We start from the raw sequence: 23430 nt of genomic DNA on the forward strand, positions 1-23430 counted from the left end.
CTTAGTAAGAAATGTCAGTGAAGCCAGCTTATTTGATTATGCTGATAAGATAATCCAGCATTCTGGATAAATACTATTTACTGGGAGGATCGAATGGACAAGCTGGCGGCCATGCATGGGTTTCGACGCGTAGTCGACCGGGCAAGCTTCAGCAAGGCAGCGGAGGAGCTGGGCCTGACCCCGGCTGCTGTCGGCAAGCAGGTGCGCTGGCTGGAGCAAAGCATGCATGCCGCACTCCTGCTGCGCACCACGCGCACCATGAGGCTGACCGACACCGGCCGCGCCTATTACCAGGAATGCTGCCGCCTGCTCGACGAACTCGATGAACTCGAACGCAGCACCAGCGGCGAACAGGCCGCGATGAAAGGCCGCGTGCGCATCAACGCTCCCATGTCGCTCAGCCTGTCGGTGCTATCCCCTTTGCTGGCGCGCTTCATGGATCAATATCCTGAGATCGATGTTGAACTCACCATGGCGGACCGTTTGCTGGATGTGGTGGCGGAAGGCTTCGACTTGTCGCTGCGCGTGCGCACCACGCTGCCCGATTCCACGCTGGTGGTGCGCGCCGCCGGCAAAGTGGAACAATGGCTTTGCGCGTCGCCGGCTTACCTGCGCCAGCACGGCACGCCGCAGAAGCCATCCGACTTGCTGGCGCAACGCGCGCTGGCTTTCCGCCTCGCTGAAACGCCGGGCCTGTGGCGGCTGGAGGGTGTGGATGGCGTCTGCGAAATCGAGCTTCCAGTGCGCATGTGGCTGGACAACAGCCTGATGCTGGGGCAGATGCTGGCGGCCGGGCAAGGCATCGGCTCGCTGCCGTCCTTCATCGCCCGCCCCCTGCTGGCGCAAGGCGCGCTGGAACGTGTGCTGCCGGCCTGGCAATTGCAGCCGCGCGTTGCCTACATTGTCTATCCAGGCAACCGCCACCTGCAAACCAAGGTCCGTGTCCTGTCCGACTTCCTGGCAGCGGAATTGCCTGCGCTGTTCTAGCGCTTGAGGATCTTCGGTACCGGCGCCGGCCGCAGGCGGTATGCGTCCGGCATGCCGGAACCGAGCAGGGGCCGCAGGTACATGCGGAAGGCGTCGGTCACGCCGGTTCCCTTTTCGTCGATGAACTCATCTTCCATGGTGCGTGTCTTGCCTGCCACGGCTTCCAGCGGTAGCAGCTCGTAGTCGACTGAGTAGAAGCCGGTGCGCTTGATCGCCACCGAGCCATCGCGGTCGCCCCACATGGCAAATTGCACGGCCTTCTCGCCCACTTCACGCGCTTCGCGCTGGTCCACGTCCGACACGCAGCCGATGAAGGAGCGCTGCAGGTAGCCGAAGGTGTCGCCGCGCACGCGCTTGATGCCCAGCTTGTCCTTGATCTCGTCGCACAGCAGATCGGCCAGCGCGCCGGTGCCGGACAGCTGCACATTGCCATGCGCATCGCGCTCCACTTCCTTCGCCAGCAGGGTAGCGATCGGTTCGCCCGATGCGTCGTGGATGCCTTCGGACACCGCCACCACGCAGCGCCCATAGCGCGCGTATGTATCCTTCACATCCGCCAGGAAGCGCTCGACGGAGAAGACGCGCTCCGGCAAGTAGATCAGGTGCGGTCCATCCTCCGGGAATTTCTTGCCCAAGGCGGAGGCGGCCGTCAGGAAGCCGGCATGGCGGCCCATCACCACGCCCACGTACACACCCGGCAGCGATGCGTTATCCAGGTTGGCGCCGGCGAAGGCCTGCGCAACGAAGCGCGCTGCGGACGGGAATCCCGGCGTGTGGTCGTTGCCTACCAGGTCGTTGTCGATGGTTTTGGGGATATGGATGGCGCGCAGCGGATAGCCGGCGGCGCGCGCCTGCTCGGACACGATGCGCACCGTGTCTGACGAATCGTTGCCGCCGATGTAGAAGAAGTGCTCGATCTCGTGCGCCCGCAGCACTTTGAAGATGTCTTCGCAGTACTTCAGGTCCGGCTTGTCGCGCGTGGAGCCGAGGGCGGACGAGGGCGTGGCGGCGACCAGTTCCAGGTTATGGCTGGTCTCCTGCGTCAGGTCGACAAAGTTCTCGTCGACGATGCCGCGCACGCCGTGCAGCGCGCCATAGATGCGCGTGACGTTGCGGAAGCGGCGCGCCTCCAGCACCACGCCCACCAGCGACTGGTTGATCACGGCGGTCGGACCGCCCCCTTGTGCGACCAGGATCTTGCCAGACGACATGGCGCTGCCTCCTTCAGGTAAGTGAATGGACGAGCCGCCAGCTTACTCCGTTTTTGCCCCTGCGCCGATATGCTTGTCGAGGAATTTTTCAACCCGGCTCCAGAAGTCCAGGCGGTGCTCGGTGGTGCTCCAGCCATGGCCTTCGCCCGCGTACTCGATGTATTCCACGTCGGCATGGCTGGCTTCCAGCGCGCTGCGCATCTTGCCGAAATGCTCGCGCGGTACACGGCGGTCGTCGCTGCCATGCGCCAGCAGCAGCGGACGCTTGATGCGCGCAGCCTGCTTCAGCGGAGAAGTGGCGTTAAAGCGTTCGGCATCGGCCTTTACGTCGCCCAGCAGCACAGGGACGCCGAATTTGCGGTAGTCGTCCGGCAGGTCGGTAGCCCAGGACATGCCGTTATCCAGCAGCAGTGGAATATCAGTCACGGCGGCATAGGCCACGCCGCAGCGGTACAGCTCCGGATCCCGGACCAGGCCCATCAGCGTGGAATAGCCGCCATAGCTTCCGCCCAGAAGGCAGACCCGGCGCGGATCGGCGTAGCCCTGCGCCACAGCCCATTTCACGCTGTCGGCGATATCGTCCTGCATCGCAAGGCCCCACTGCTTCATGCCGGCCTTGAACAGGCCATTGCCATAGCCGGTGCTGCCGCGGAATTCCGGCTCCAGCACTGCGTAGCCGCGCGAGGCCAGGAACTGCGATTCGGGCGACCAGCCCCATTCGGTGCCGCGCATGTAGGGGCCGCCGTGGATCACCACCACCAACGGCGACTGCTTGCCACCCTTGGCCGGCAGTGTGAGCCAGGCCGGCAGGTCCAGGCCGTCGCGTGCCTTGATTTTCACCAGCTCCTGGTTGCCCATTTCCGCCGGCTTGATGTCCGGATGGCTGATGCCGATCACCTTCAACGCATTGGTCTTGCTATTGAACAGCGAGTAGGTTTCCGGCTGGCGGTCAGAATAGCTCGCAACCAGCACCCACGGTACTTCCGGCGCAACGGGGGGCGTGATGATGTTGATTAATCCCGGCAGCTTCTTGTCCACTTCAGCCTGGACGGCCTTCATGTTGGCATCGAACCAGATAGTGCCGCGCGCATCGCCCACATAGTGTACGCCCAGCAAGCGCTTGTTCGAATACACCATGCCGCCGCTGAAATCGAAGTCGCCCAGCGATACCAAAGGCTCCGGATCGACCTTGCCGCTGGCCAGGTCCAGCACATGCAGCGCCGCCTTGTCGCCCTTCAAGCGCGCCCTGACCAGCATGCGCTTGTCATCGATGAACCCTGCCGGCGTGATATCGCCTCCGTCACCATAGGACTTAAACCTGGCCAGTTCGCGCCATTCTCCGTTGGCCGGATCGCGATAATGCACCGTTTCCTGGCCGTCCTTTTCGGACACCATGACGCTGGGCTGACCCTTCTGGTCAAGCATCCAGTCGCTCGGCGCCGCGGGACGCGCAACGAAGCGCGACAGTCCAGTCGAGGTGTTCAGCTGGATCAGGTCCATGCGCAGTAAAGCGTAGCTGTCCTCATCCCACACGGGGCGCAGCAGGTAAAGCGATTCCGAATCCTGGGCGCCCAGGTCACTCATCAAGTAAGTGTTCCACGGTTCGATCCGGTGGGTGATCTGGGTGCCCGTGCTGGACATATAGGCAGCCTGCTGCACCAGCTGGCGGCGGTTCTTGCCGTCGCGGTCGATGGCATACAGGCCGGGGGCAAAGCGCATATCGCCAGGACCCAGGCTGTGGTCCACCACGGTGTGCACAAGGCGATTGTCGTTGACCCAGCGGATTTGGCCGACATCGAGGCCGTCGAGGCGCGTCCCGCCAACTGGGGCGCCCGTCTCACTGTCGAGCACGACCATGCCGTCGCGCAGCTTGTCGTTGCCGATCCTTAGCGCCAGGTAGCGACCGCTGGGAGAAATTTCCGCCTGTTTGAACTGGGACGCCGCAAAGAAGTTTTGTAGCGGTACTGCGGCCTGGGCCATGCTGCTGAAGCCCAGCAGCGAAATCAGAAAGGGTTTGATCACGGTTATTCTTTTCCAATATTACGTTGCAAGAAGGTCTCGACCCGGTTCCAGAAGTCGATGCGGCTGGACGGCAGGTACCAGCCGTGGCCCTCCTGCGCATACTCGATCCATTCCACCTGCTTGTTATTGCGCTGCACGGCGTCGCGCATTTTCAGGCCATGCACCAGCGGCACACGCATGTCGGCGCCGCCGTGGGCCATCAGCAGCGGTTGCCTGATGCGGTCGGCCTGTTCGACCGGCGAGGTGGCCTTGAAGCGCGCTGCGTCCTTTTCCGGATCGCCGATCATCACCGGCATGCCGTAGCGGCGGTAAGTGACGCTGGAATCGTCGCGGTACATCCAATGCCCGCTGAACAGAAGATTGATGTCGGTGACGCCTGCCCACTCAACCCCGCAGCGGTACAGCTCGGGATTGTTGACCAGGCCCATCAGCGTGGCATAGCCGCCATAGCTGGCGCCAGCGATACAGATGCGCTTTGGATCGGCATAGCCTTTCGCAATGGCCCATTTGGTCGCATCGGCGATATCGTCCTGCATGGTCAGGCCCCACTGCTGCCAGCCGGCGACCAAAAGACGCTGGCCATAACCCGCGCTGCCGCGGAATTCCGGTTGCAGGACGGCGTATCCACGCGAGGCAAGGAATTGCACCTCAGGGTTCCATGCCCAGCGCGTGCCGCGCAGGTAGGGGCCGCCATGCACCAGCACCACCATGGGCAGCTTTTGCGCAGCTTTCTGCGCCGGCAGCGTGAGCATGACTGGCAATTCCATGCCGTCGCGCGCCTTGATGCGCACCTGTTCCTGATGGCCCATCAGTTCAGGATCGATGGCGGGATAGGTGTCGCCGACCTTGCTCAGGGTTTTTGCACTGCGGTCGTAGACGTAGTAGCTGGTTGGACGAACGTCGGAGAAGGCGCGCACCAGCACATTACTGGCCTTGGCATCGGCCGGAAGCTCGAGCATGTTGACGGTCTGCGGCAGCGTCTTGTCGATATCGGCCTGCAGCGCCTGCAATGCAGGGTCGAACCATTGCGTGCCCTCGCCATCCTGCAGGTAATGCACGCCTGCCAGCTTGCCATCACGTACCACCAGGCGGCCAGTAAAGTCATAGCCTTCCAGCGTAATGAGGGGTTGCTCATCCATCTTGCCGCTGGCCAGGTCGACGCGGTAGATGGAGCGCTTGTCGGCGCCATGCTGGGCCTCGACATACAAGGTGTCGCCGCCGCCAAAGGCCACTGGCCTCATGACGCCGTGGGTCAGGCCGAAGGCTTTGAAGGTGGCAAGGTTACGCCATGGTGCGCTTTCATTGTCGCGCACCTTGATGCTGACCTCGTCCTTGTCGATCATGCTGGCAAGGCGCGGGCGGCCTTCCTGGTCCAGTAGCCAGAACTGGACGTCGCCAGGCCGCTCGACCGACTGCGTGCGGCCGGTGACGGTATTCACGCGCAGCAGCCTGACGTGTTCAATGATGCCGCGATTGTCAACCGCCTGGTCGTTTACGTAGACCCAGTCCGAGTCCTGCGGACCGGTCTGCGGCAGCATGGCCGTGTGCCACGGCAGCATATCGCGCTGCGCCGAACTCTTCTTCAGGCCTTCACCCATGCGCGAAGCCAGTTGCTTGAAGCGGCCGCCATCGCAGTCCACCGCATACAGGCCGGGCGCGTAGTCCGCATCGCCCTGTGCCGCCTCACGGTCGGCGGTATCGAACAGCAGGCGCTGCGCATTCACCCATTGCACATTGCCGATATCGGTGTCGCTGAAGTGCGCCACGATTTGCGCTTTCTTCGTGGCCAGGTCGACCACGGCCAGCATATTGCGCTTGCCTTTGGCGCCGATCTTGGCGGCCAGGTATTTGCCGTCCGGGGAAATAAGGGCGCCGCTGAAGGCAGGGTTTTCAAAAAAGGCTTCCACCGGTGGCGGAGCCACTGCCGCGATGGCGGCCGGCGCAGCGGCCAGCCCCATCGCGATAGTGAGGGTGAGGGAGAGTGTTTTCATTCGTTGTAAGGCAATTGCTTTGGAGAGTCTTTGCCGATATTACGGTCCAGGAAGCGTTCCACCCGGGTCCAGAAATCGATGCGGTTCTTGGCCAGCTTCAGGCCATGGCCCTCATCGTCGTATTCAGCAAATTCAACTTTTCTGTTATGTACGCGAACCTCCCGCAAAAATCGCTTGCTGTGCAAGATCGGCACGCGGTGATCAGCGTCGCCGTGACCCATCAGGATCGGTCGCCTGATTCGTTCCACTTGCTCGAGCGGGGAAGTTGCTTTGAGTTGTGCGGCATCCTTTTCCAAGTTTCCTACAAGAACCGGCAAACCATATTCCTTCGCTTCGGCTGTCATGTCCGAGGTGTAAAGCCAGTGGCCGTTGTAAAACAACTCGAAGTCGGTCACGCCTGCGAAATCGACTGCGCATTGGAAAAGGTCGGGGTCGTTCAGGATTCCCATCAATGCTGCGTAACCGCCATAGCTTCCCCCTGCAATACAGATTCGGCGGCGGTCGGCATAGCCGTTTTCCACGGCCCAGCGCGCTCCATCGGCGAGATCGTCCTGCATCTTCAGGCCCCATTGCTTCCAGCCGGCCTCGAAGTGCTTAGCTCCGAAGCCCGTGGTACCACGGAAGAACGGCTCCAGTACGACGTAACCTCTTGACGCAAGGAATTGGGATTCGGAATTCCAACCCCATTTGCTGCCGCGAACGTAAGGCCCGCCATGAACCAGAACGACCATCGGGGCCTTTGTCGTTGCCTGCGTTGGTGGCAGGGTGAGCAGCGCAGGGATACGCATGCCGTCCCGAGCGCTATAGGCGACCATTTTCTGACTTGCTTGCTTGGCCGGATCGATTTCGGGAAATTGCTGGCCCACTTTGACCAACTGGTGGCTATTCCTGCGATATGCGTAGTAGGCTGGCGGATGGCGGTCGGAGTAGGAATATACGAGAACATTGTTGCTGTTGGCTTTCTTTGCCAGCATTAGCAAGTTGACAGTATTCGGCAACAGCTTGTCGATGTCCGCCTGGGTGGCTTTAAGCTCGGCATCAAACCACATATTGCCATCACCTTCGGTGGAGTATCGCATTCCGGCCAGTTTGCCATCACGGATGAATAATTCGCCGTCAAAGTCATAGCCATCAAGTTCAATCAAAGGTTCACCAAGCTTCATGGTGGCAAGGTCTAGAGCCCTGACCATTGCCTTGTCATCTAGCGGGCTGGTGACATAGAGCAAATTATCGCTGGCGAATGTCAGCGGCCGCACGGCCCACGGCTTGTTGTCCGGGCCTGTCGCAACCAGTATTTCCCATTTACCCGGCTCCCTTTGTAAATAGGGAATCGTGTTGCCCTGATTGCGGGTGAGTGCGATACGTGGTTCGCCATGTTGGTCAAGCACCCAGCCGGTAGGGTCTGCTTTCGGAATATTTGCCCATTCGGCCAAACCTGTGACGACGTTCAGCTTCTTAAGGTCGACTGTTCCGGTGAATCTTCCGTCCTCTTTGTCAAAGTTTCGATTTTCGATATAAATAAAGTCGGAGTCCTGTGCCCCGGTCTGCTTAAGCAAGTAAGTATTGAGGGGCAATTTCCCCCGAGCTATCCGGCCTCGCGCCGCAAGCTGAATCGGCTTGCTCCCGTCCCGATTGACGGCAAACAGACCCGACTCAGCTTGAATCGCGCCCTCCGGAATATTCTTATTCCCGGCAGCTAGAACGAGGCGCTCGTCATTCACCCATTGGAATTGGCTGACATCATCCAGTGCAAAGTGCGCTGCCACATTGGACTTCAGCGTCTCAAGGTCGATGACGATCAGGCGGTCATGCTCGGTCTCGTGGCTGACGATCGCAGCCAGGTATTTGCCGCTGGGCGAAAGCGCTGCCTGTACAAAGTCAGGATTTGCAAAATAGGCAGATACCGGCGCTGGTTGCGGCTTAGCTGGTGAGTCCTGTTGTGTTTCCGCTCCAAATGCTGACAGCATGAACAATGCTGTCAGCAACATTCCGCTGACCTTATTGATGGGCATTTTGTCCAATATTCTTGTCGAGGAACTTTTCGACTCGGCCCCAGAAGTCCAGGCGGGTTTTCAGCGTGCTCCATTCGTGGCCTTCACCCACATATTCGACGAATTCGACATTGGCTTTGGCTTCTTGCAGTGCGCTGCGCATCTTGATGAAGTGAGGGTAAGGAACGCGGATATCATCGGTGCCGTGCGCGAGCAGCAATGGCCGTTTGATACGCGCGGCTTGTTTCAGCGGAGAGGTCGCGTCGAATTGTGCGGCGTCTTTTTCCGGCTCACCCACCAGGGTTGGCATACCGTAGGTCTTGTAATCAGGGCTTACTTCGGACAGGACGGCCATGCCACTGTCATACAGCAGCGGTATATCGGTAACCGCAGCATACGCAATGCCGCAGCGGTACAAGCCCGGATCGTTGACCAGGCCCATCAAAGTCGCATAGCCACCATAGCTTGCACCCATGATGCAGACACGATCAGGGTCGGCGATACCCTTGTCCACCGCCCATTTGACGCTGTCGGCAATATCGTCCTGCATCTTCAGGCCCCATTGTTTCAATCCTGCTTTGAACAATTTGAAGCCATAGCCCGTGGTACCGCGGAATTCAGGTTCCAGCACGACGTAACCACGCGAGGCGAGGAACTGGCCTGCGACGTCCCAGCCCCACGAATTGCCGCGCACATAGGGGCCGCCGTGTACCAGCACCACCATCGGTAACTTCTTGCCGCCCTTGGCCGGCATCGTCAGCCAAGCGGGGATATCCATGCCGTCGCGGGCGCGATATTTGATCATATCCTGGCGGCCCATTTCGCTAGCCTTGATGTCGGGGTGCCTGCCACCAATGCCTTTGATTTCATGGGTCTTGCTGTTGTACAGGGAATAAAAAATTGGCTGACGGTCCGAGTAGCTGGCTACAAGCATCCAACTGGTTTCCGGATGCGTCGGCGGGGTGATGATGTTGATCAGGCCAGTCAGTTTCCGGTCTACCTCTTTCTGGGCCGCTTGCAGCGCCGGGTCGAACCAAGCGCTTGACCAAGCATCGGCCTGGTAATGGATGCCGACCATCCGATTATTGGAATAGACCACGCCGCCGTTGAAGTCGAAGTCCGCCAATGCCACCAATGGCTCAGGATCGACCTTGCCAGTGGCCAGGTCCATCAGGTACAACGCGGCTTTGTCGCCCGACGTGCGGGTCATGACTAGCAGGCGCTTATCGTCATAGAAACCGATCGGCGAGATGCCTTCCTCGTTAACGCCATACGCGGTTTGTGTTGCGACGTCGCGCCATTCGCCGCTCGCGTTGCGGTAATGGATGGTTTCGACGTTGTCTTTCGAAGAGACCATGATTGCCGGGATGCCCTTCGCGTCCAGCATCCAGCCTTGCGCCGTGCCGGGATGGGACAATGTGCTTGATTGGCCGTTCACTGTATCAAGCTTGATCAGTTCGGTACGCTCAAGGTCATACCCAGCCTTTTTCGTCCAGATCAGACGCCTGAGGTAGATGAAGTTGGAATCCTGCCCGCCATCCTGCTCCATCAGGTAGGTATTCCATGGCTCAAGTCGAGACTTGATCAGCGTGCCAAGATCCGATTTTGCCCATTCGTGATCAACCAGCTGGCGTGTTTCCTTACCGTCGCGGCTGAAGGCGTAGAGCCCCGGCGCATAATTCCAGTCGCCCCATTTGGTCCTGTTGTCCAGCACGGAATATACAAGGCGCTCATCGTTGACCCAGCGGATGTTGCCGATGTCGTAGTTGTTCACCCGTTTCCCGCTGACGATTTGCAGCGTTTCGGTATCAACCACAGCCAGCGAATCCCTGGCTTCGTTGTCGCCGACGCGCAAAGCCAAGTAGCGGCCGCTCGGCGAGATCATTACTTCTTTGTAGTGCGGCGATTCGAAGAAGTGCTGGGCTGGTGGCGCAGCGTCGGCCAGACCGGCCACGGTGGCCAGTCCGGCCAGTAAATACTTGATCATGGGTGTCCTTGTGCTTGCGAAAGGCGAGGAATAAAGGTTTCACGGGAAATGCATGTTACTGTAGTGGCAAGATTTAAATCTCGCCAAATGTCACATTGGCTTTTTCCCGTGCCCTTGTGTGGCGTGGTCGCGACATCCCATCGCCGAAATGCGCGAGCACTGTCACTTCCCTTGTTCCGGCGTCCGGATGTGCCGCACCAGCGACAAGGTGCGCTCGTTGGGCGCTGGCGTCAGCAAACTGACCACGACCAAGGCCGCCAGACCCGCCGGCACGCCGAACACACCGGCTGAATTGGCGGCGATGCCGAACCACTGGCCGCTGACGCTGCCGCCAAGTACCGGGTTCGCGTGCAGCATGTAATACAGGCAGGTGAAGAAGCCCGCCACCATGGCCGCCATGGCTCCCTGGTGATTCGCGCGCTGCCAGAACACGCCTGCCACCAGCGCCGGGAACAGCGTTGAAGCGGCGAGCGAGAAGGCTGCGCCCACCAGCGACAGGATGTCGCCCGGCTTGGTCGATGCCGCATAGGCGGCAATGAAGGCCACTGCCAGCAGGAGCAGCTTGGAAATCGTCACCCGCTTCTGGGTCGACGCCTGCGGGTCGACGATCTTGTAGTACACATCATGCGACAGCGCGTTGGAGATCGCCAGCAGCAAGCCGTCGGCAGTGGACAGCGCCGCCGCCAGCCCGCCTGCCGCCACCAGGCCCGACACCACATAGGGCAGCCCGGCGATTTCGGGCGTAGCCAGCACCAGCACGTCGCCATCGATCTGGATCTCGGCCAGCTGCACGATGCCGTCGTGGTTGATATCGCTGATCGACAGCAGCGGGTTGACCTTATCGACGTTAGCCCAGTACGAGAGCCAGGTCGGTAAATGCGCGAAATCGCTGCCCACCAGCGAGTTGTAGATATCGTATTTGACCAGCACCGCCAGCGCGGGAATGGTCAGGTAGACCAGCAGGATGAAGAACAAGGTCCAGAAAACAGAGTTGCGCGTTTCGCGCACCGATGGCGTGGTGTAGGAGCGCATCAGGATGTGCGGCAGCGCCGCCGTGCCCACCATCAGGCAGAACACCAGCGCCAGGAAGTTGTTGCGCTTCTGGTCCGACTGTTCGCGGTTGGCGCCCGGGAAGGGCTCGGCGTGCTTGACCGGCTCCTGGCCGCGTGCAAGGTTGGCGTCGCGCTGCGCCGTCCATAGTGCCGCCGCGTCTTCCACGGTCTTCGGATAATCGGCCAGCGCCCGCTCCGCGGCGCGGATTTCCAGCAATGAGCCGTTGCCCTGCTTGACCACGTCCAGGTTGTGCTGCGCTTCCAGCCTGCCCGAATCCCAGGAGGCGGGCAAGCCGTGCAGGCGTACACCGTAATCCTCGGCACGCTGCAGGAAGACTTCGCGCACCTCGGCCTCTTTCTCGTCGTGCGCCAGCTGGTTTTCGCGCTCACTGAGCTTGGACAGCAGTTTGCCGTAAGCTACCTGCGGCACCGGATTGCCGGCATGCTTGACCGCCAGCCATATGGCGGGCATCAGGAAAGCCACCAGTATGATGATGTACTGCGCCACCTGGGTCCAGGTAATGGCGCGCATGCCGCCCAGGAAGGAGCACACCAGGATCGACGCCAACCCTAGGAAGATGCCGACCGAAAAATCAACGCCCGTAAAGCGCGAGGCAATCAGCCCCACCGCATAAATCTGCGCCACCACATAGGTAAAGGAAACGACGATGGTGGCGCCAACCGCCATCATGCGCACCGCGCGTCCATCGAAATGGCCGCCGTAGCGTGCCGCGAAAAAGTCGGGAATGGTGTATTGCCCGAACTTGCGCAGGTAAGGCCCGATCAGCAGCGCCACCAGGCAGTAGCCGCCGGTCCAGCCCATGATGTAGGCCAGGCCGTCGAAGCCGTGCAGGTACAGGCCGCCCGCCAGCGAGATGAAGCTTGCGGCCGAAATCCAGTCGGCCGCTGTCGCCATGCCGTTGAACAGCGCCGGCACGCGCCGCCCAGCCACGTAATACTCCGCCACATTGGAGGTGCGGCTGATTACGCCGATCGCCGCATACAGGATGATGGTGGCGAACATGAACAGGTAGCCGATCCACAGGCGCGGCATGCCTTCTTTTTCCAGCATCGACAGGGCGAGCAGGAACATGGCGAAGCAGCCGGTGAAGATGGTGTAGTAGCGCTGCAGCTTCCTGAAAAGTGGCGTCCTCATGCCGCTTCCTCTTCGCGATAGCGGCGTTCAAGGACGCGCATGCGCCACGCGTAGACGGCGATGATGGCCAGGTAGATCAGGGATGCACCTTGCGCGGCAAGGTAAAACGACAGCGGCCAGCCGAAGATGGTCAGCCCGCTCAACTCGCGCGCGAAGAAGATGATGCTGAACGTCGACAGCAGCCAGATGGCCAGCAGCCAGCCGGTCATGCGGCGTACGCGGCGCCAATGGCGCTCCAGCTTATCCAAAATGCGGTACCTCTTCTTCTTCGGGCGGTGTATCCGGCGCGCGCAGCGGGAAGCTGACGCGGAACAGGCAGCCTGGGTGTTTGGGATCGGTGGCGCGCGGGTTGGCGAACAGGTCGACTTCCGCGCCGTGCTGCTGCGCCACTTCGCGCACGATGGCCAGGCCCAGGCCCGAGCCTTCGGTATTGCTGCCCAGGATGCGGTAGAAGCGCTCGAACACCTGTCCCCGTTCCGCCGCCGGGATGCCGGGACCGTTGTCTTCCACCTCGAGCAAGGCCTTGTCTTCGGTGCTGCGCACGCGCACGGTGACCGCGCTGCCGCGCGGCGTGTAGCGCAGCGCATTGTCGATCAGGTTGGACAGCATTTCGCGCAGCATCACGGCGTTGCCCGAAATCGGCACGTCGAAGGCGGCCGGCTCGTAACCCAGGTCGATGCCGGCGCTGAACGAAGCCTGCACCCAGTCGTGCACTGTGCCGCGCGCCAGCTCGCCCAGTTCCAGCGGCTGCATGGCGGTGCCGGCCTGCGGCTGGTTTTCGGCACGCGCCAGCGCCAGCAGCTGGTTGACCAGGCGCGTCGCCGCTTCCGAGGACTTGGCCAGCTGCTCGAGTGAACGGTGCACCTCGGCCTGGTCGGTCTGGCGCAGCGCCAGTTCCGATTGCGTGCGCATGCCGGCCAGCGGGGTTTTCATCTGGTGCGCGGCATCGGCGATGAAGCGCTTTTGCATATCGATCGACAGCTTCAGCCGCTCCAGCATTTCATTGAGCGACTTGACCAGCGGCGTGATTTCCTCCGGCACCTGGCGCGGCGGGATCGGGCTCAAATCGTCCGAAGGCCGGGCGCGGATACGCTCCTGCAGTTCGCGCAGCGGCAGCAGGCCGCGCGACAGCGCAAACCATACCAGGGCCAGCACGATGGGCAGGATGATGAACTGCGGCAGGATCACGCCCTTGATGATTTCATTGGCCAGCTTGGCGCGCTTTTCCAGCGTTTCGGCCACCTGCACCAGGGCCCAGCGCTGCGGCCGGGTCTTGCTCTCTTCCAGGTTGACCCAGGTGTAGGCGATGCGTATCGGCGTGCCATGCAGGCTGGCGCTGCGGAACAGAACGGCGCCGGAACGGATTTCCTGGGTTTCCGGATCCGGCATGACGGGCGGCGGCAGGTCGCGGTCGCCGTCCACATGGCTGCCGGACGGGCTGGTGATCTGGTAATAGATATTGTCCACGTCATCGGCGCGCAGGATGTCGCGCGCCGGGCCGGGCAGGCGGGGAATCACGCCGCCCACTTCGCGTACCTGCTGCGTGAGCACGGTGACGGTGTCTTCCAGCGCATGGTCGAAAGGCTGGTTGGCGATCGACTTCGCCACCAGATAGGTGATGGCGATACTCATAGGCCACAGCAGGAGCAGGGGAGCGAGCATCCAGTCGAGGATCTCGCCGAACAGCGAGTGCTGGATCTCGTTCTCTTCGGCGGCCGGGGCGTGGTCCCAGTCGGCGGCCTTCTGCTCGCCGTTCACTTGGCGGCCGGCGGGGCGGGCGGGTTGAATTTCTCGAGGCAGTAGCCCAGCCCGCGCACAGTGGCGATGCGGATGCCGCCCACTTCAATCTTCTTGCGCAGGCGGTGCACATAGACCTCGATGGCGTTGTTGCTTACTTCCTCGCCCCATTCGCACAGGTGGTCGACCAGCTGTTCCTTGGAGACCAGGCGGCCGGTGCGCGCCAGCAGGATTTCCAGCAGGCCCAGTTCGCGCGCCGACAAATCCAGCATCTGCTCATTAATATAGGCGCTGCGCCCCACCTGGTCGTAGGTGAGGGGGCCGTGCTTCACCACGGTGGAGCCGCCGCCTTGGCCGCGCCGGGTCAGCGCCCGCACCCGCGCTTCCAGTTCGGACAGCGCGAAAGGCTTGGCCATGTAATCGTCGGCGCCCAGGTCGAGGCCGTTCACGCGCTGCTCGACCGAATCGGCGGCAGTCAGGATCAGCACCGGCAGCAGTGAGCCGCGCGCGCGCAGGCGGCGCAGCACTTCCAGGCCGGACATCTTGGGCAGGCCCAGGTCCAGGATCAGCAGGTCGAATTCCTGGGTGGACAGGGCCGTGTCGGCTTCCTGCCCGTTTTTTACGCAGTCGATCGCATAGCCGGACTGGCGCAGCGAGCGCGTCAGGCCGTCCGCGAGGACGCTGTCATCTTCGGCTAATAGGATACGCATAGGCTAACTGTACTCTACAAGTTTGAGAAATCGCAAAGATTGCAAAAAGGGGCTTGTCAAAAGCACTGTAATTTTATACAGTACCACCTGTACACCGTAGTGACCCAATATTTATCTAGCGCGAAAGAACATCATGGACGACAAAAAAGGCGTAGTACCTGCATCGGAAAAAGCCAAGGCCCTGGCGGCCGCACTGGCCCAGATTGAAAAGCAGTTTGGCAAAGGCTCCGTGATGCGCATGGACGCATCGGCCCCGATCGAGGAAGTGCAGACTGTCTCCACCGGCTCCCTGGGCCTGGACATCGCGCTGGGCGTAGGCGGCTTGCCACGCGGCCGTGTGGTGGAAATCTACGGTCCTGAATCCTCCGGTAAAACCACCCTGACCCTGCAAGCCATCGCTGAAATGCAGAAAATGGGCGGCACCTGCGCCTTCATCGACGCGGAACACGCGCTGGACGTGGTCTATGCCCAAAAACTGGGCGTCAACCTGCACGAACTGCTGATCTCCCAGCCGGACACCGGCGAACAGGCCCTGGAAATCTGCGATGCGCTGGTGCGCTCGGGTTCCGTGGACCTGATCGTGGTCGACTCGGTTGCCGCGCTGACCCCGAAAGCTGAAATTGAAGGCGATATGGGCGATTCCCTGCCAGGCCTGCAAGCCCGCCTGATGTCCCAGGCGCTGCGCAAGCTGACCGGCACCATCAACCGCACCAATACCCTGGTCATCTTCATTAACCAGATCCGTATGAAGATCGGCGTGATGTTCGGCTCGCCGGAAACCACCACCGGCGGTAACGCGCTGAAGTTCTACGCCTCCGTGCGCCTGGACATCCGCCGTACCGGCTCGATCAAGTCGGGCGATGAGGTGATTGGTAACGAGACCAAGGTGAAAGTGGTCAAGAACAAGATTGCGCCGCCGTTCAAGGAAGCCCACTTCGACATCCTGTATGGCGAAGGCACTTCGCGCGAAGGCGAGATCATCGACCTCGGCGTGGAAGCCAAGATCGTTGAGAAGTCGGGTTCCTGGTACAGCTACGGCGGCGACCGTATCGGCCAGGGCAAGGACAACGCCCGCCAGTTCCTGAAAGAGCGCCCGGCACTGGCGCGCGAAATCGAGAACAAGGTGCGTGCAGCGCTGGGCGTGCGTGAGCTGCCTGCGGTCACTGATGATGGCGATGAGGCGCCGAAGCTGCGCGCGGTTGACTAAACCCGGTAATTCGGGGTCTGACCCAAGGGTCTGACCCTGTCAATTCTACGGCCAGGGACTTCGGCACACTCGGGGTCTGACCCTTGGGTCAGACCCAGGTTTACCGGGTCTAGGAAAGCATGCCCCTCCCCAAACCTACCCTCAAAGCCCGTGCATTGCGCCTGCTCAGCCAGCGCGAGCACAGCCGCCTCGAACTCGCCCGCAAGCTGCAACGCCACGCGGAAGAGGGCGACGACGTCGAAGCCCTGCTCAACTTCCTCGAGCAAAACAAATGGCTCTCTGAAGAGCGCTTCTCCGAAAACCTGGTGCATCGCCGCGCCGCCCGTTACGGCAACAGCCGCATCGTGGCCGAACTGCAGCACCACGGCATCGGCGGCGAGATGCTGGCCGAAGTCAAAGAATCGCTCAAGGAAGACGAGGTCGAACGCTGCTGCGAAGTCTGGCGCCGCAAATTCGGCGAAGTCGCCGCAGACCCCGAAGGCCGCCAGAAACAGCTGCGCTTCCTGATGGCGCGCGGCTTCTCGCAAAAAGCCATCCGCACCGCCATGAAGGGCACCATGCCCGACGAGGAATTCTGAAGCCCGGGCAGGTATGCTACACTTCGATAGTTTTATGCAGCACCGCGGGTGCGGTGGTTGTCCGTAGAAGCTGCGGCGTACTGATTAGCTGCTTATAATTTTGGCCACTTTTGAGTGGCATCGGTCTTATGTCCCTGTCAAATCCTGTCTCCCGACGAGCGCTGCGGCACACGCGCGCCATAGACATCCATGCGTATTCACGCGAGGATGGCCTGTGGGATCTTGACGCCCATATCACGGACATCAAAACATTCGACACCATGCTGGCATCGGGCCCGCGCAAGGGCAATGAAGCCCTGCACGACCTATGGCTGCGCGTGACCGTCGATAAGCAGCTGACCATCGTCGATGCCGAAGCAAGTTCGGACGCCGTTCCTTATCCTGGCCATTGCAACACGATTGGTCCAGCCTACAAAGCCTTGATCGGCCTGAACCTGATGAAGGGTTTTCGCCATGCGGTCAAGGAAAGGCTGGCTGGTGTACAAGGCTGTACCCACCTGACAGAATTGGCCCTGGTGCTGCCGACGGCAGCCGTGCAAGCCTTTGCCAACGATGTCTGGCCAGTGAACGAGCGCTCCAGCACCGCGACAGAAAAACCGTTCCAACTTGACAAGTGCCACGCCCTCAGGACCGATGGCGGGGCAGTTGCCGAGTTCTACCCACGCTGGTACGTCAACAAGACGGACGCAGCCTAGGTGCTGTACAAAATACATCTAACCAAACTTACAGGTATTCGAAAGAAGGGAAAGCCAGCATGAAAATCCATGAGTATCAAGGCAAAGAAATCCTCCGGAAGTTCGGAGTGACCGTACCGCGCGGCATTCCGTGCATGACCGTGGAAGAAGCAGTGAAAGCTGCTGAAACCCTGGGCGGCCCAGTATGGGTCGTGAAGGCACAGATCCATGCTGGTGGCCGTGGTAAAGGCGGCGGCGTGAAAGTGGCCAAGACCATGGAACAGGTCAAGGAATTCGCTGACCAGATCATGGGCATGCAGCTGGTGACCCACCAGACCGGCCCTGAAGGCCAGAAAGTCCGCCGCCTGCTGATCGAAGAAGGCGCCGACATCAAGAAGGAACTGTACGTTTCCCTGGTGACCGACCGCGTGACCCAGCGCGTAGTCCTGATGGCTTCCTCCGAAGGCGGAATGGACATCGAAGAAGTCGCTGAATCGCACCCGGAAAAAATCCACTCGATCGCTATCGATCCAGCCGTCGGCCTGACCGACGCGGAAGCCGCTGGCATCGCCGCCAAGATCGGCGTGCCGGAAGGTTCGATCGCCGACGCCGTCACCAACCTGAAGGGCCTGTACAAAGCCTACTGGGAAACCGATGCCTCGCTGGCCGAAATCAACCCGCTGATCCTGACCGGTTCCGGCAAGGTCATCGCACTGGACGCCAAGTTCAACTTCGACGCCAACGCCCTGTTCCGTCACCCAGAGATCGTTGCTTACCGCGACCTGGACGAAGAAGATCCAGCTGAAGTCGAAGCATCGAAATTCGACCTGGCCTACATCTCCCTGGACGGCAACATCGGCTGCCTGGTGAACGGCGCCGGCCTGGCCATGGCCACCATGGACACCATCAAGCTGTTCGGCGGCGAGCCAGCCAACTTCCTGGACGTGGGCGGCGGCGCAACTGCCGAGAAAGTCACCGAAGCGTTCAAGATCATGCTGAAGAACCCAGGCCTGAAAGCCATCCTGGTCAACATCTTCGGCGGCATCATGCGCTGCGACGTGATCGCCGAAGGCGTGATCACCGCCTCCAAGGCTGTGTCCCTGCAAGTACCGCTGGTCGTCCGCATGAAGGGCACCAACGAAGACCTGGGCAAGAAGATGCTGGCCGACTCCGGCCTGCCAATCATCTCCGCTGACACCATGGAAGATGCAGCCAAGAGCGTTGTCGCTGCCGCTGCCGGTAAATAATTAAGGAATCACTATGTCTATCCTGATCAATAAAGACACCAAAGTCATCACCCAGGGCATCACCGGCAAGACCGGCCAGTTCCACACCCGCATGTGCCGCGACTACGCGAACGGCCGTGAAGCTTTCGTTGCTGGCGTGAACCCGAAGAAAGCCGGCGAAGATTTCGAAGGCATCCCAATCTACGCATCCGTCAAGGAAGCAGCTTCGGAAACCGGCGCGACCGTTTCCGTGATCTACGTTCCACCAGCAGGCGCAGCCGCTGCGATCTGGGAAGCCGTGGAAGCTGAACTGGACCTGGCCATCTGCATTACCGAAGGCATCCCAGTCCGCGACATGATGGAAGTGAAAGACCGCATGGCTAAAGCAGGTTCCAAGACCCTGCTGCTGGGCCCTAACTGCCCAGGCCTGATCACTCCAGACGAAATCAAGATCGGCATCATGCCTGGCCACATCCACAAGAAGGGCCGTATCGGCGTGGTTTCCCGCTCCGGCACCCTGACCTATGAAGCAGTCGGCCAGCTGACCGCTCTGGGCCTGGGCCAGTCTTCCGCAGTTGGTATCGGCGGCGACCCGATCAACGGCCTGAAGCACATCGACGTGATGCGCATGTTCAACGACGATCCTGACACCGACGCTGTGATCATGATCGGCGAAATCGGCGGTCCTGACGAAGCCAACGCAGCCCGTTGGATCAAGGACAACATGAAGAAGCCAGTGGTTGGCTTCATCGCCGGTGTGACCGCTCCTCCAGGCAAGCGCATGGGCCACGCCGGCGCGCTGATCTCTGGCGGCGCTGACACTGCACAAGCCAAGCTGGAAATCATGGAAGCCTGCGGTATCAAGGTTACCAAGAACCCATCCGAAATGGCCCGCCTGCTGAAGGCAATGCTGTAATATTAGCGGTAAGATAACGGGGAGCCTCGGCTCCCCGTTTTTGTTTAAACCGGAGATATCGATTTGGCAAAACTACTCGTCATGCGGGAAGGCATCATTGAACAGACGGTGCAGCTCACCAAGGAGCGCATGACCGTCGGCCGCCACAAGCATAACGATATTGTCCTGAATCACCCGGCAGTGAGCGGCGAGCACGCCGTCGTCACTACCATCCTGGACGACTCCTTCCTGGAAGATCTGCAAAGCACCAACGGTACATTTGTGAACGGCCACCGCATCGGCAAACACTTCCTGCAAAACAAGGACGTGATCAAGATGGCCAAGTACCACCTCGAATTCGTCACCGACGGCATCCGTCCCCTGGCCGCTGCCGCCGCCACCGTTCCGGCCATGCCGGTACCGCCGCAACGGCCCCGCGCTCCGCAGCCGGCCCAGCCTGTCCAGGCCGCCCCGGCCACTCAGTTCGCCGAAGTCGCGCCGCCAGCGGACCTGCCGCTCGGCCATATCGAAGTACTCAACGGCACCAACGCCGGAAAAACGCTTACCCTGACCAAGCCGGTTACCAGCCTTGGCCGACCAGGCGTACAGGTCGTTGTGATTGCCCGCGCCGTCGAAGGCTATTCCGCCGCCCACGTCGAAGGCGACAAATCCCCTCTGCTGAACGGCGATCCGATGCCGCGCCAGCCCCAGCGCCTGAAGGCTGGCGACATCCTCGATCTCAGCGGTATTTTGATGGCATTCCGCCTGCCGGCCTGACGCTTTTTGGTTTCTTGGCTGCTGCTGACGAAAAAAGTCAGATGCGATTTTCGGCACTGACAAAAAATTCCCGGCCGACTGACCAAAAACGTCAACTCAGCCGCGGAAAGTGACAATTAATGACAATTTCCAAGGGTTTTTGTTGCCAAGTTGATATGGCACGGCGGTTGCTAATATCCTGGTGTGGCACTTAATTCTTAGTCTCTCACCAGGAGGAGTATCAAAATGAAATCGATGAAACAAATCAAGCAACAAGCACAAGCCGGCTTCACCCTGATCGAACTGATGATCGTCGTGGCAATTATCGGTATCCTGGCTGCAGTCGCAATCCCAGCTTACTCGGACTACACCGCCAAAGCCAAGATTGCCAACGCAATTTCCGCCGCTGACGCGCTGAAGACCGCAGTTGCACTGTGCGCCCAGGAAGCAGGCGGTTCGACTACCGATTGCACCAGCGATACCAACGGCATTCCAAAAGACGCCGACTTCAAGCCAACCAAGGAAGTTGCTTCGGTTGCCGTCTCTGGTGGCGATATCACCCTGACCCTTGGCACTGGCATTGCGACCACCGCTGACGGTAAGACCATCAAATTCCATCCTTCCCTGACCGCCGGTGACAGCACCATGAAATGGACTGCTACCACCACTATCACTTCGGCTACGCTGGCAGCAGCAGTCACCAAAAACAACCCAGCCTCCTAATAGGAATTGGGCATGATAAAAACCGGGCTGCGGCCCGGTTTTTTTATTTTGGCCGGTTGGCCTTTAAACGATTTTCTGGCGGTCGGCCAGCATGGCCTCGTAAGTCAGGTTCTGCAGCAAGGTGAAGTGGGCCGGGTCAAGGCCTGTGAACTGTACGCCGTAGCTGAACACATCTTTCCCTTCCTTCTGTGACTGCGCCATGCTGGCATTACGCACCAGCGCCGGCGTATGGATGCGCACTTGCCGGTCGTCCGGCGGCGCCAGCAGCGTGAAGTCCAGCTGCACCGTTTCGCCTTCACGGCTCAGGGGCTGGGCCGATTCGATCAGCGCGCCGGACACGCTCAGGTTCACGATGAAGACCGAGGCGTGGTTGCCATCGTCACGTATCATCTTGGCCGGGATCTCGACCTTCACCCGCATTGCCGCGCGCAGGCTGGTGCCCTGGATCTCGGTGGGGAAGCTCACATGGGCATACATCAGCGGCCGCAGGAAGACACGCTGCACGACGGTCGAGAACGAACACACGTTTACGCCGGAGAACACGCGCACCGTCAGCTTGTCGCCTTCGGTGATGGCGATCGGGCCGTTGTTCTCCATGGGGATTCTGACGATCATGTACTCATCGCGCACCCAGCCAATCACGGTGGAAAAGTGCTGCATGGGGCGCAAGGTACGATGGGTGATCAGCTGGATGCGGCCGCCCACCTGCAGGTTCATCTGTTCAAACGCATATTCCTGCAATTTGCTTTCGCCCGCCATCGTCGTTATTGTCTAGTTATGAGCAATTGCTCATTGTACATAAATGTCAGGTGCCAACACTTATTTTGATGACAGGACCAGCCAGTCCAGGCTGACCAGGTGATAGGGATCCGGCTGCTGGGCGCTGCAGCTGCCGTGGGCGCAGGTTTCTTTGGAGCCGAATAACCAGCCGCCGTTTTCGCGGTCCAGGAATTCCTTGTCCACCAGGTCCAGCGTATCGCGGTAGCGGCGCGCCATCTCCGGCCGCTCCGCCGCAGCAAGGAAAGCCTTCATGCCTTCCGCTTGCTGCCACCAGAATTTGTTGCGGTCCACATCGCCCATTGGCGACATGCGGTTGAAGATGCCGCCTTCCTGTTCGTCATAGCCGTTCGCCACGGCAAACTTCAGCAAGCGGTCCGCCACGCCGGAATACACTGCAGGCAGGCCACGCTTTTCCGCACTGCGCAGCAGGTGGCTCCATTCGAACTGGTGACCCAGGTCGGTAAAGCCATCGCCATTCTGCAGCGGCTTCCACTGCGCGTCGAACCATTCTGGAATATAGGCGCCCCCGTCGGGCAGGCCGACCATCAGCTGGTTCACCACAAAGTCGCCCATTTCGCGCGCGTCGGCCAGCACTTGCGGGTCGCCGGTGGCATCGATCAATGCCAGCAGGGCTTCAAACATATGCATGACCGGATTTTGCGAATGCGTGCCGAGCGGCGTCGGGGCAAAGTCGCGCGGCGCCGAGCCGCGCAAGCCGCCGCCCGGTTCGCGCAGTCCGCGCCGGATATCCTGCCAGGCCTGCAGTGCGGCCGCCTTGTATTTCGGTTCGCCCGTCACGCGCGCAGCGTGCGCCAGTGCGAGCAGGGCGAACGCGTGTCCGTAGGCGTTCTTGCCCATGCTGCGCGGCGTGCCTTGTGCATCGACGATCTCGTAAAAACCGCCGTTCACCGGGTCCTGGAAAGACGCGAGGAGGAAATCCGTGCCGCGCTTTGCCGCATCCAGGTAGCGTGCGTCGCCTGTCGCCTCATAGCCGACCAGCATGGTGTACACCACGCGGCTGTGCAGGGTAAGGTCGCCCACGCCCTGTTTCAGCGGATGCCATGTGCGGTCAAACCCCGCCTCCATCATGCCGGAAGGCAGGGGCGAGACCGCCAGCCAGCGCGCTATGTGCGCATTGAGGTCCTTGCGGTGCCATTCAGTATTTGCCACGGCGGCCACTGGGTTGGCCGGGCTGCCGCCGTGGCGGTCGCAGGCCGCGAGCAGCAAGACAAGACACAAGCCTGCAGCCGCGCGGCGGCGCTTCATGCTTTCCAGTCGCCGGACTTGCCGCCCGCTTTCTCCGTCACGCGGATATCGGTCATCACCATGCCGCGATCAACCGCCTTGCACATATCGTACACGGTGAGCAGGCCGACCTGTACCGCGGTCAGCGCTTCCATTTCCACGCCGGTTTTACCGTAAGTTTCCACCTGGGCACGGCAATGAACGGCGCTGCTGGCTTCATCGGTGGTAAAGTCCACGGCGACGCGGGTCAGGGCCAGGGGATGGCACAGGGGGACCAGGTCGGCGGTGCGCTTGGAAGCCATGATGGCGGCAATACGGGCGATGCCGAGAACGTCCCCTTTCTTGGCGGTTCCCGATAGAATGAGCGCCAGCGTTTCCGGCTTCATGCGGATACTGCCGTTGGCGACGGCAATACGGTGGGTTTCGGCCTTGGCGCCGACATCGACCATATGTGCCTGTCCGGCAGCGTCGAAATGTGTGAGGTGATCGGTCATCGCGTAGT

20 protein-coding genes are annotated in these 23430 nt (G+C 60.7%); 8 read left to right on the forward strand and 12 right to left on the reverse strand.

Features of this window, described 5'->3' with window-relative positions; all coding sequences use genetic code 11:
• Positions 1–93 precede the first annotated feature (93 nt).
• A complete protein-coding gene (locus GM658_RS13880; RefSeq protein ID WP_155454643.1) occupies positions 94–987 on the forward strand; it encodes a LysR family transcriptional regulator in 894 nt (297 codons plus the stop codon).
• Here GM658_RS13880 and GM658_RS13885 read toward each other — a convergent pair.
• The 9 genes from GM658_RS13885 to GM658_RS13925 form a co-directional block, all read right to left on the reverse strand.
• Positions 984–2198: a 6-phosphofructokinase gene (locus tag GM658_RS13885; protein WP_155454644.1), complete on the reverse strand. Its 1215-nt coding sequence runs from the start codon at positions 2196–2198 to the stop codon at positions 984–986. The genes GM658_RS13880 and GM658_RS13885 overlap by 4 nt on opposite strands.
• 42 nt (positions 2199–2240) lie before the next feature.
• Positions 2241–4220: an alpha/beta hydrolase family protein gene (locus tag GM658_RS29665; RefSeq protein ID WP_155454645.1), complete on the reverse strand. Its 1980-nt coding sequence runs from the start codon at positions 4218–4220 to the stop codon at positions 2241–2243.
• A 2-nt stretch (positions 4221–4222) separates the two neighbouring features.
• Positions 4223–6211 carry an alpha/beta hydrolase family protein gene (locus GM658_RS13895; protein ID WP_155454646.1) on the reverse strand — a complete coding sequence of 663 codons (1989 nt, stop codon included), beginning with the start codon at positions 6209–6211 and terminating at the stop codon, positions 4223–4225.
• Positions 6208–8223 carry an alpha/beta hydrolase family protein gene (locus GM658_RS13900; RefSeq protein WP_155454647.1) on the reverse strand — a complete coding sequence of 672 codons (2016 nt, stop codon included), beginning with the start codon at positions 8221–8223 and terminating at the stop codon, positions 6208–6210. Before GM658_RS13900 ends, GM658_RS13895 begins: the two co-directional genes overlap by 4 nt.
• Positions 8210–10189 (reverse strand): alpha/beta hydrolase family protein, encoded by a 1980-nt coding sequence (locus GM658_RS13905; protein WP_155454648.1) that lies wholly within the window; start codon positions 10187–10189, stop codon positions 8210–8212. Before GM658_RS13905 ends, GM658_RS13900 begins: the two co-directional genes overlap by 14 nt.
• Positions 10190–10351: 162 nt before the next feature.
• Entirely contained in the window at positions 10352–12397 is a 2046-nt protein-coding gene (locus GM658_RS13910; protein WP_155454649.1) for a sodium:solute symporter family protein, read from the reverse strand.
• Entirely contained in the window at positions 12394–12645 is a 252-nt protein-coding gene (locus GM658_RS29305) for a DUF4212 domain-containing protein (RefSeq protein WP_229416898.1), read from the reverse strand. Before GM658_RS29305 ends, GM658_RS13910 begins: the two co-directional genes overlap by 4 nt.
• On the reverse strand, positions 12638–14155 hold the full coding sequence (locus GM658_RS29310) for a sensor histidine kinase (protein ID WP_155454651.1): 1518 nt from the start codon (positions 14153–14155) through the stop codon (positions 12638–12640). Before GM658_RS29310 ends, GM658_RS29305 begins: the two co-directional genes overlap by 8 nt.
• Entirely contained in the window at positions 14152–14844 is a 693-nt protein-coding gene (locus GM658_RS13925; RefSeq protein ID WP_155454652.1) for a response regulator, read from the reverse strand. Before GM658_RS13925 ends, GM658_RS29310 begins: the two co-directional genes overlap by 4 nt.
• Positions 14845–14977: 133 nt before the next feature.
• Between GM658_RS13925 and recA the strand changes: the two genes are divergently transcribed.
• The 7 genes from recA to GM658_RS13960 all read left to right on the forward strand — a co-directional run bounded on the left by recA (position 14978) and on the right by GM658_RS13960 (position 20903).
• Entirely contained in the window at positions 14978–16051 is a 1074-nt protein-coding gene (gene recA / locus GM658_RS13930) for a recombinase RecA (RefSeq protein WP_155454653.1), read from the forward strand.
• A gap of 119 nt (positions 16052–16170) precedes the next feature.
• Positions 16171–16629 carry a recombination regulator RecX gene (gene recX / locus GM658_RS13935; protein WP_155454654.1) on the forward strand — a complete coding sequence of 153 codons (459 nt, stop codon included), beginning with the start codon at positions 16171–16173 and terminating at the stop codon, positions 16627–16629.
• A 128-nt stretch (positions 16630–16757) separates the two neighbouring features.
• Positions 16758–17324, forward strand: coding sequence for a DUF2889 domain-containing protein (locus GM658_RS13940; RefSeq protein ID WP_155454655.1), 567 nt, complete (start codon positions 16758–16760; stop codon positions 17322–17324).
• 59 nt (positions 17325–17383) lie between these two features.
• Positions 17384–18550, forward strand: a complete 1167-nt coding sequence (gene sucC / locus GM658_RS13945; protein WP_155454656.1) for an ADP-forming succinate--CoA ligase subunit beta — start codon at positions 17384–17386, stop codon at positions 18548–18550.
• A gap of 13 nt (positions 18551–18563) precedes the next feature.
• The gene (sucD, locus tag GM658_RS13950) at positions 18564–19445 is read left to right on the forward strand and encodes a succinate--CoA ligase subunit alpha (RefSeq protein WP_155454657.1); all 882 of its coding nucleotides are present in this window, start codon (positions 18564–18566) and stop codon (positions 19443–19445) included.
• Positions 19446–19508: 63 nt separating this feature from the next.
• Positions 19509–20201, forward strand: coding sequence for an FHA domain-containing protein (locus tag GM658_RS13955; RefSeq protein WP_229416899.1), 693 nt, complete (start codon positions 19509–19511; stop codon positions 20199–20201).
• A gap of 225 nt (positions 20202–20426) precedes the next feature.
• Positions 20427–20903, forward strand: a complete 477-nt coding sequence (locus GM658_RS13960; RefSeq protein WP_155454658.1) for a pilin — start codon at positions 20427–20429, stop codon at positions 20901–20903.
• Between the two features lie 63 nt (positions 20904–20966).
• Here GM658_RS13960 and GM658_RS13965 read toward each other — a convergent pair whose 3' ends face one another.
• Genes GM658_RS13965 through moaC form a run of 3 tightly spaced genes read right to left on the reverse strand, consistent with a single transcriptional unit; the run spans position 20967 to position 23422 of the window.
• Positions 20967–21662: a flagellar brake protein gene (locus GM658_RS13965; RefSeq protein WP_155454659.1), complete on the reverse strand. Its 696-nt coding sequence runs from the start codon at positions 21660–21662 to the stop codon at positions 20967–20969.
• A gap of 60 nt (positions 21663–21722) precedes the next feature.
• Positions 21723–22949: an AGE family epimerase/isomerase gene (locus tag GM658_RS13970; RefSeq protein ID WP_155454660.1), complete on the reverse strand. Its 1227-nt coding sequence runs from the start codon at positions 22947–22949 to the stop codon at positions 21723–21725.
• Positions 22946–23422, reverse strand: a complete 477-nt coding sequence (moaC, locus tag GM658_RS13975; RefSeq protein ID WP_155454661.1) for a cyclic pyranopterin monophosphate synthase MoaC — start codon at positions 23420–23422, stop codon at positions 22946–22948. The genes GM658_RS13970 and moaC overlap by 4 nt, the downstream gene beginning before the upstream one ends.
• Positions 23423–23430: the final 8 nt, after the last annotated feature.

The organism is Massilia eburnea (genome assembly GCF_009720745.1).
In the GTDB taxonomy this organism is placed as follows: Bacteria; Pseudomonadota; Gammaproteobacteria; order Burkholderiales; family Burkholderiaceae_D; genus Rugamonas; species Rugamonas eburnea.

What these genes read in the sequence shown, in the direction of transcription:
- GM658_RS13965 (WP_155454659.1), bottom strand. Translation starts at nt 21,662, where the DNA reads ATGGCGGGCGAAAGCAAATTGCAGGAATATGCGTTTGAACAGATGAAC.
- GM658_RS13880 (WP_155454643.1), top strand. Translation starts at nt 94, where the DNA reads ATGGACAAGCTGGCGGCCATGCATGGGTTTCGACGCGTAGTCGACCGG.
- GM658_RS13905 (WP_155454648.1), bottom strand. Translation starts at nt 10,189, where the DNA reads ATGATCAAGTATTTACTGGCCGGACTGGCCACCGTGGCCGGTCTGGCC.
- GM658_RS13970 (WP_155454660.1), bottom strand. Translation starts at nt 22,949, where the DNA reads ATGAAGCGCCGCCGCGCGGCTGCAGGCTTGTGTCTTGTCTTGCTGCTC.
- recX (WP_155454654.1), top strand. Translation starts at nt 16,171, where the DNA reads ATGCCCCTCCCCAAACCTACCCTCAAAGCCCGTGCATTGCGCCTGCTC.
- GM658_RS13895 (WP_155454646.1), bottom strand. Translation starts at nt 6,211, where the DNA reads ATGAAAACACTCTCCCTCACCCTCACTATCGCGATGGGGCTGGCCGCT.
- GM658_RS13900 (WP_155454647.1), bottom strand. Translation starts at nt 8,223, where the DNA reads ATGCCCATCAATAAGGTCAGCGGAATGTTGCTGACAGCATTGTTCATG.
- sucC (WP_155454656.1), top strand. Translation starts at nt 17,384, where the DNA reads ATGAAAATCCATGAGTATCAAGGCAAAGAAATCCTCCGGAAGTTCGGA.
- moaC (WP_155454661.1), bottom strand. Translation starts at nt 23,422, where the DNA reads ATGACCGATCACCTCACACATTTCGACGCTGCCGGACAGGCACATATG.
- GM658_RS13940 (WP_155454655.1), top strand. Translation starts at nt 16,758, where the DNA reads ATGTCCCTGTCAAATCCTGTCTCCCGACGAGCGCTGCGGCACACGCGC.
- recA (WP_155454653.1), top strand. Translation starts at nt 14,978, where the DNA reads ATGGACGACAAAAAAGGCGTAGTACCTGCATCGGAAAAAGCCAAGGCC.
- GM658_RS13885 (WP_155454644.1), bottom strand. Translation starts at nt 2,198, where the DNA reads ATGTCGTCTGGCAAGATCCTGGTCGCACAAGGGGGCGGTCCGACCGCC.
- sucD (WP_155454657.1), top strand. Translation starts at nt 18,564, where the DNA reads ATGTCTATCCTGATCAATAAAGACACCAAAGTCATCACCCAGGGCATC.
- GM658_RS13925 (WP_155454652.1), bottom strand. Translation starts at nt 14,844, where the DNA reads ATGCGTATCCTATTAGCCGAAGATGACAGCGTCCTCGCGGACGGCCTG.
- GM658_RS13910 (WP_155454649.1), bottom strand. Translation starts at nt 12,397, where the DNA reads ATGAGGACGCCACTTTTCAGGAAGCTGCAGCGCTACTACACCATCTTC.
- GM658_RS13960 (WP_155454658.1), top strand. Translation starts at nt 20,427, where the DNA reads ATGAAATCGATGAAACAAATCAAGCAACAAGCACAAGCCGGCTTCACC.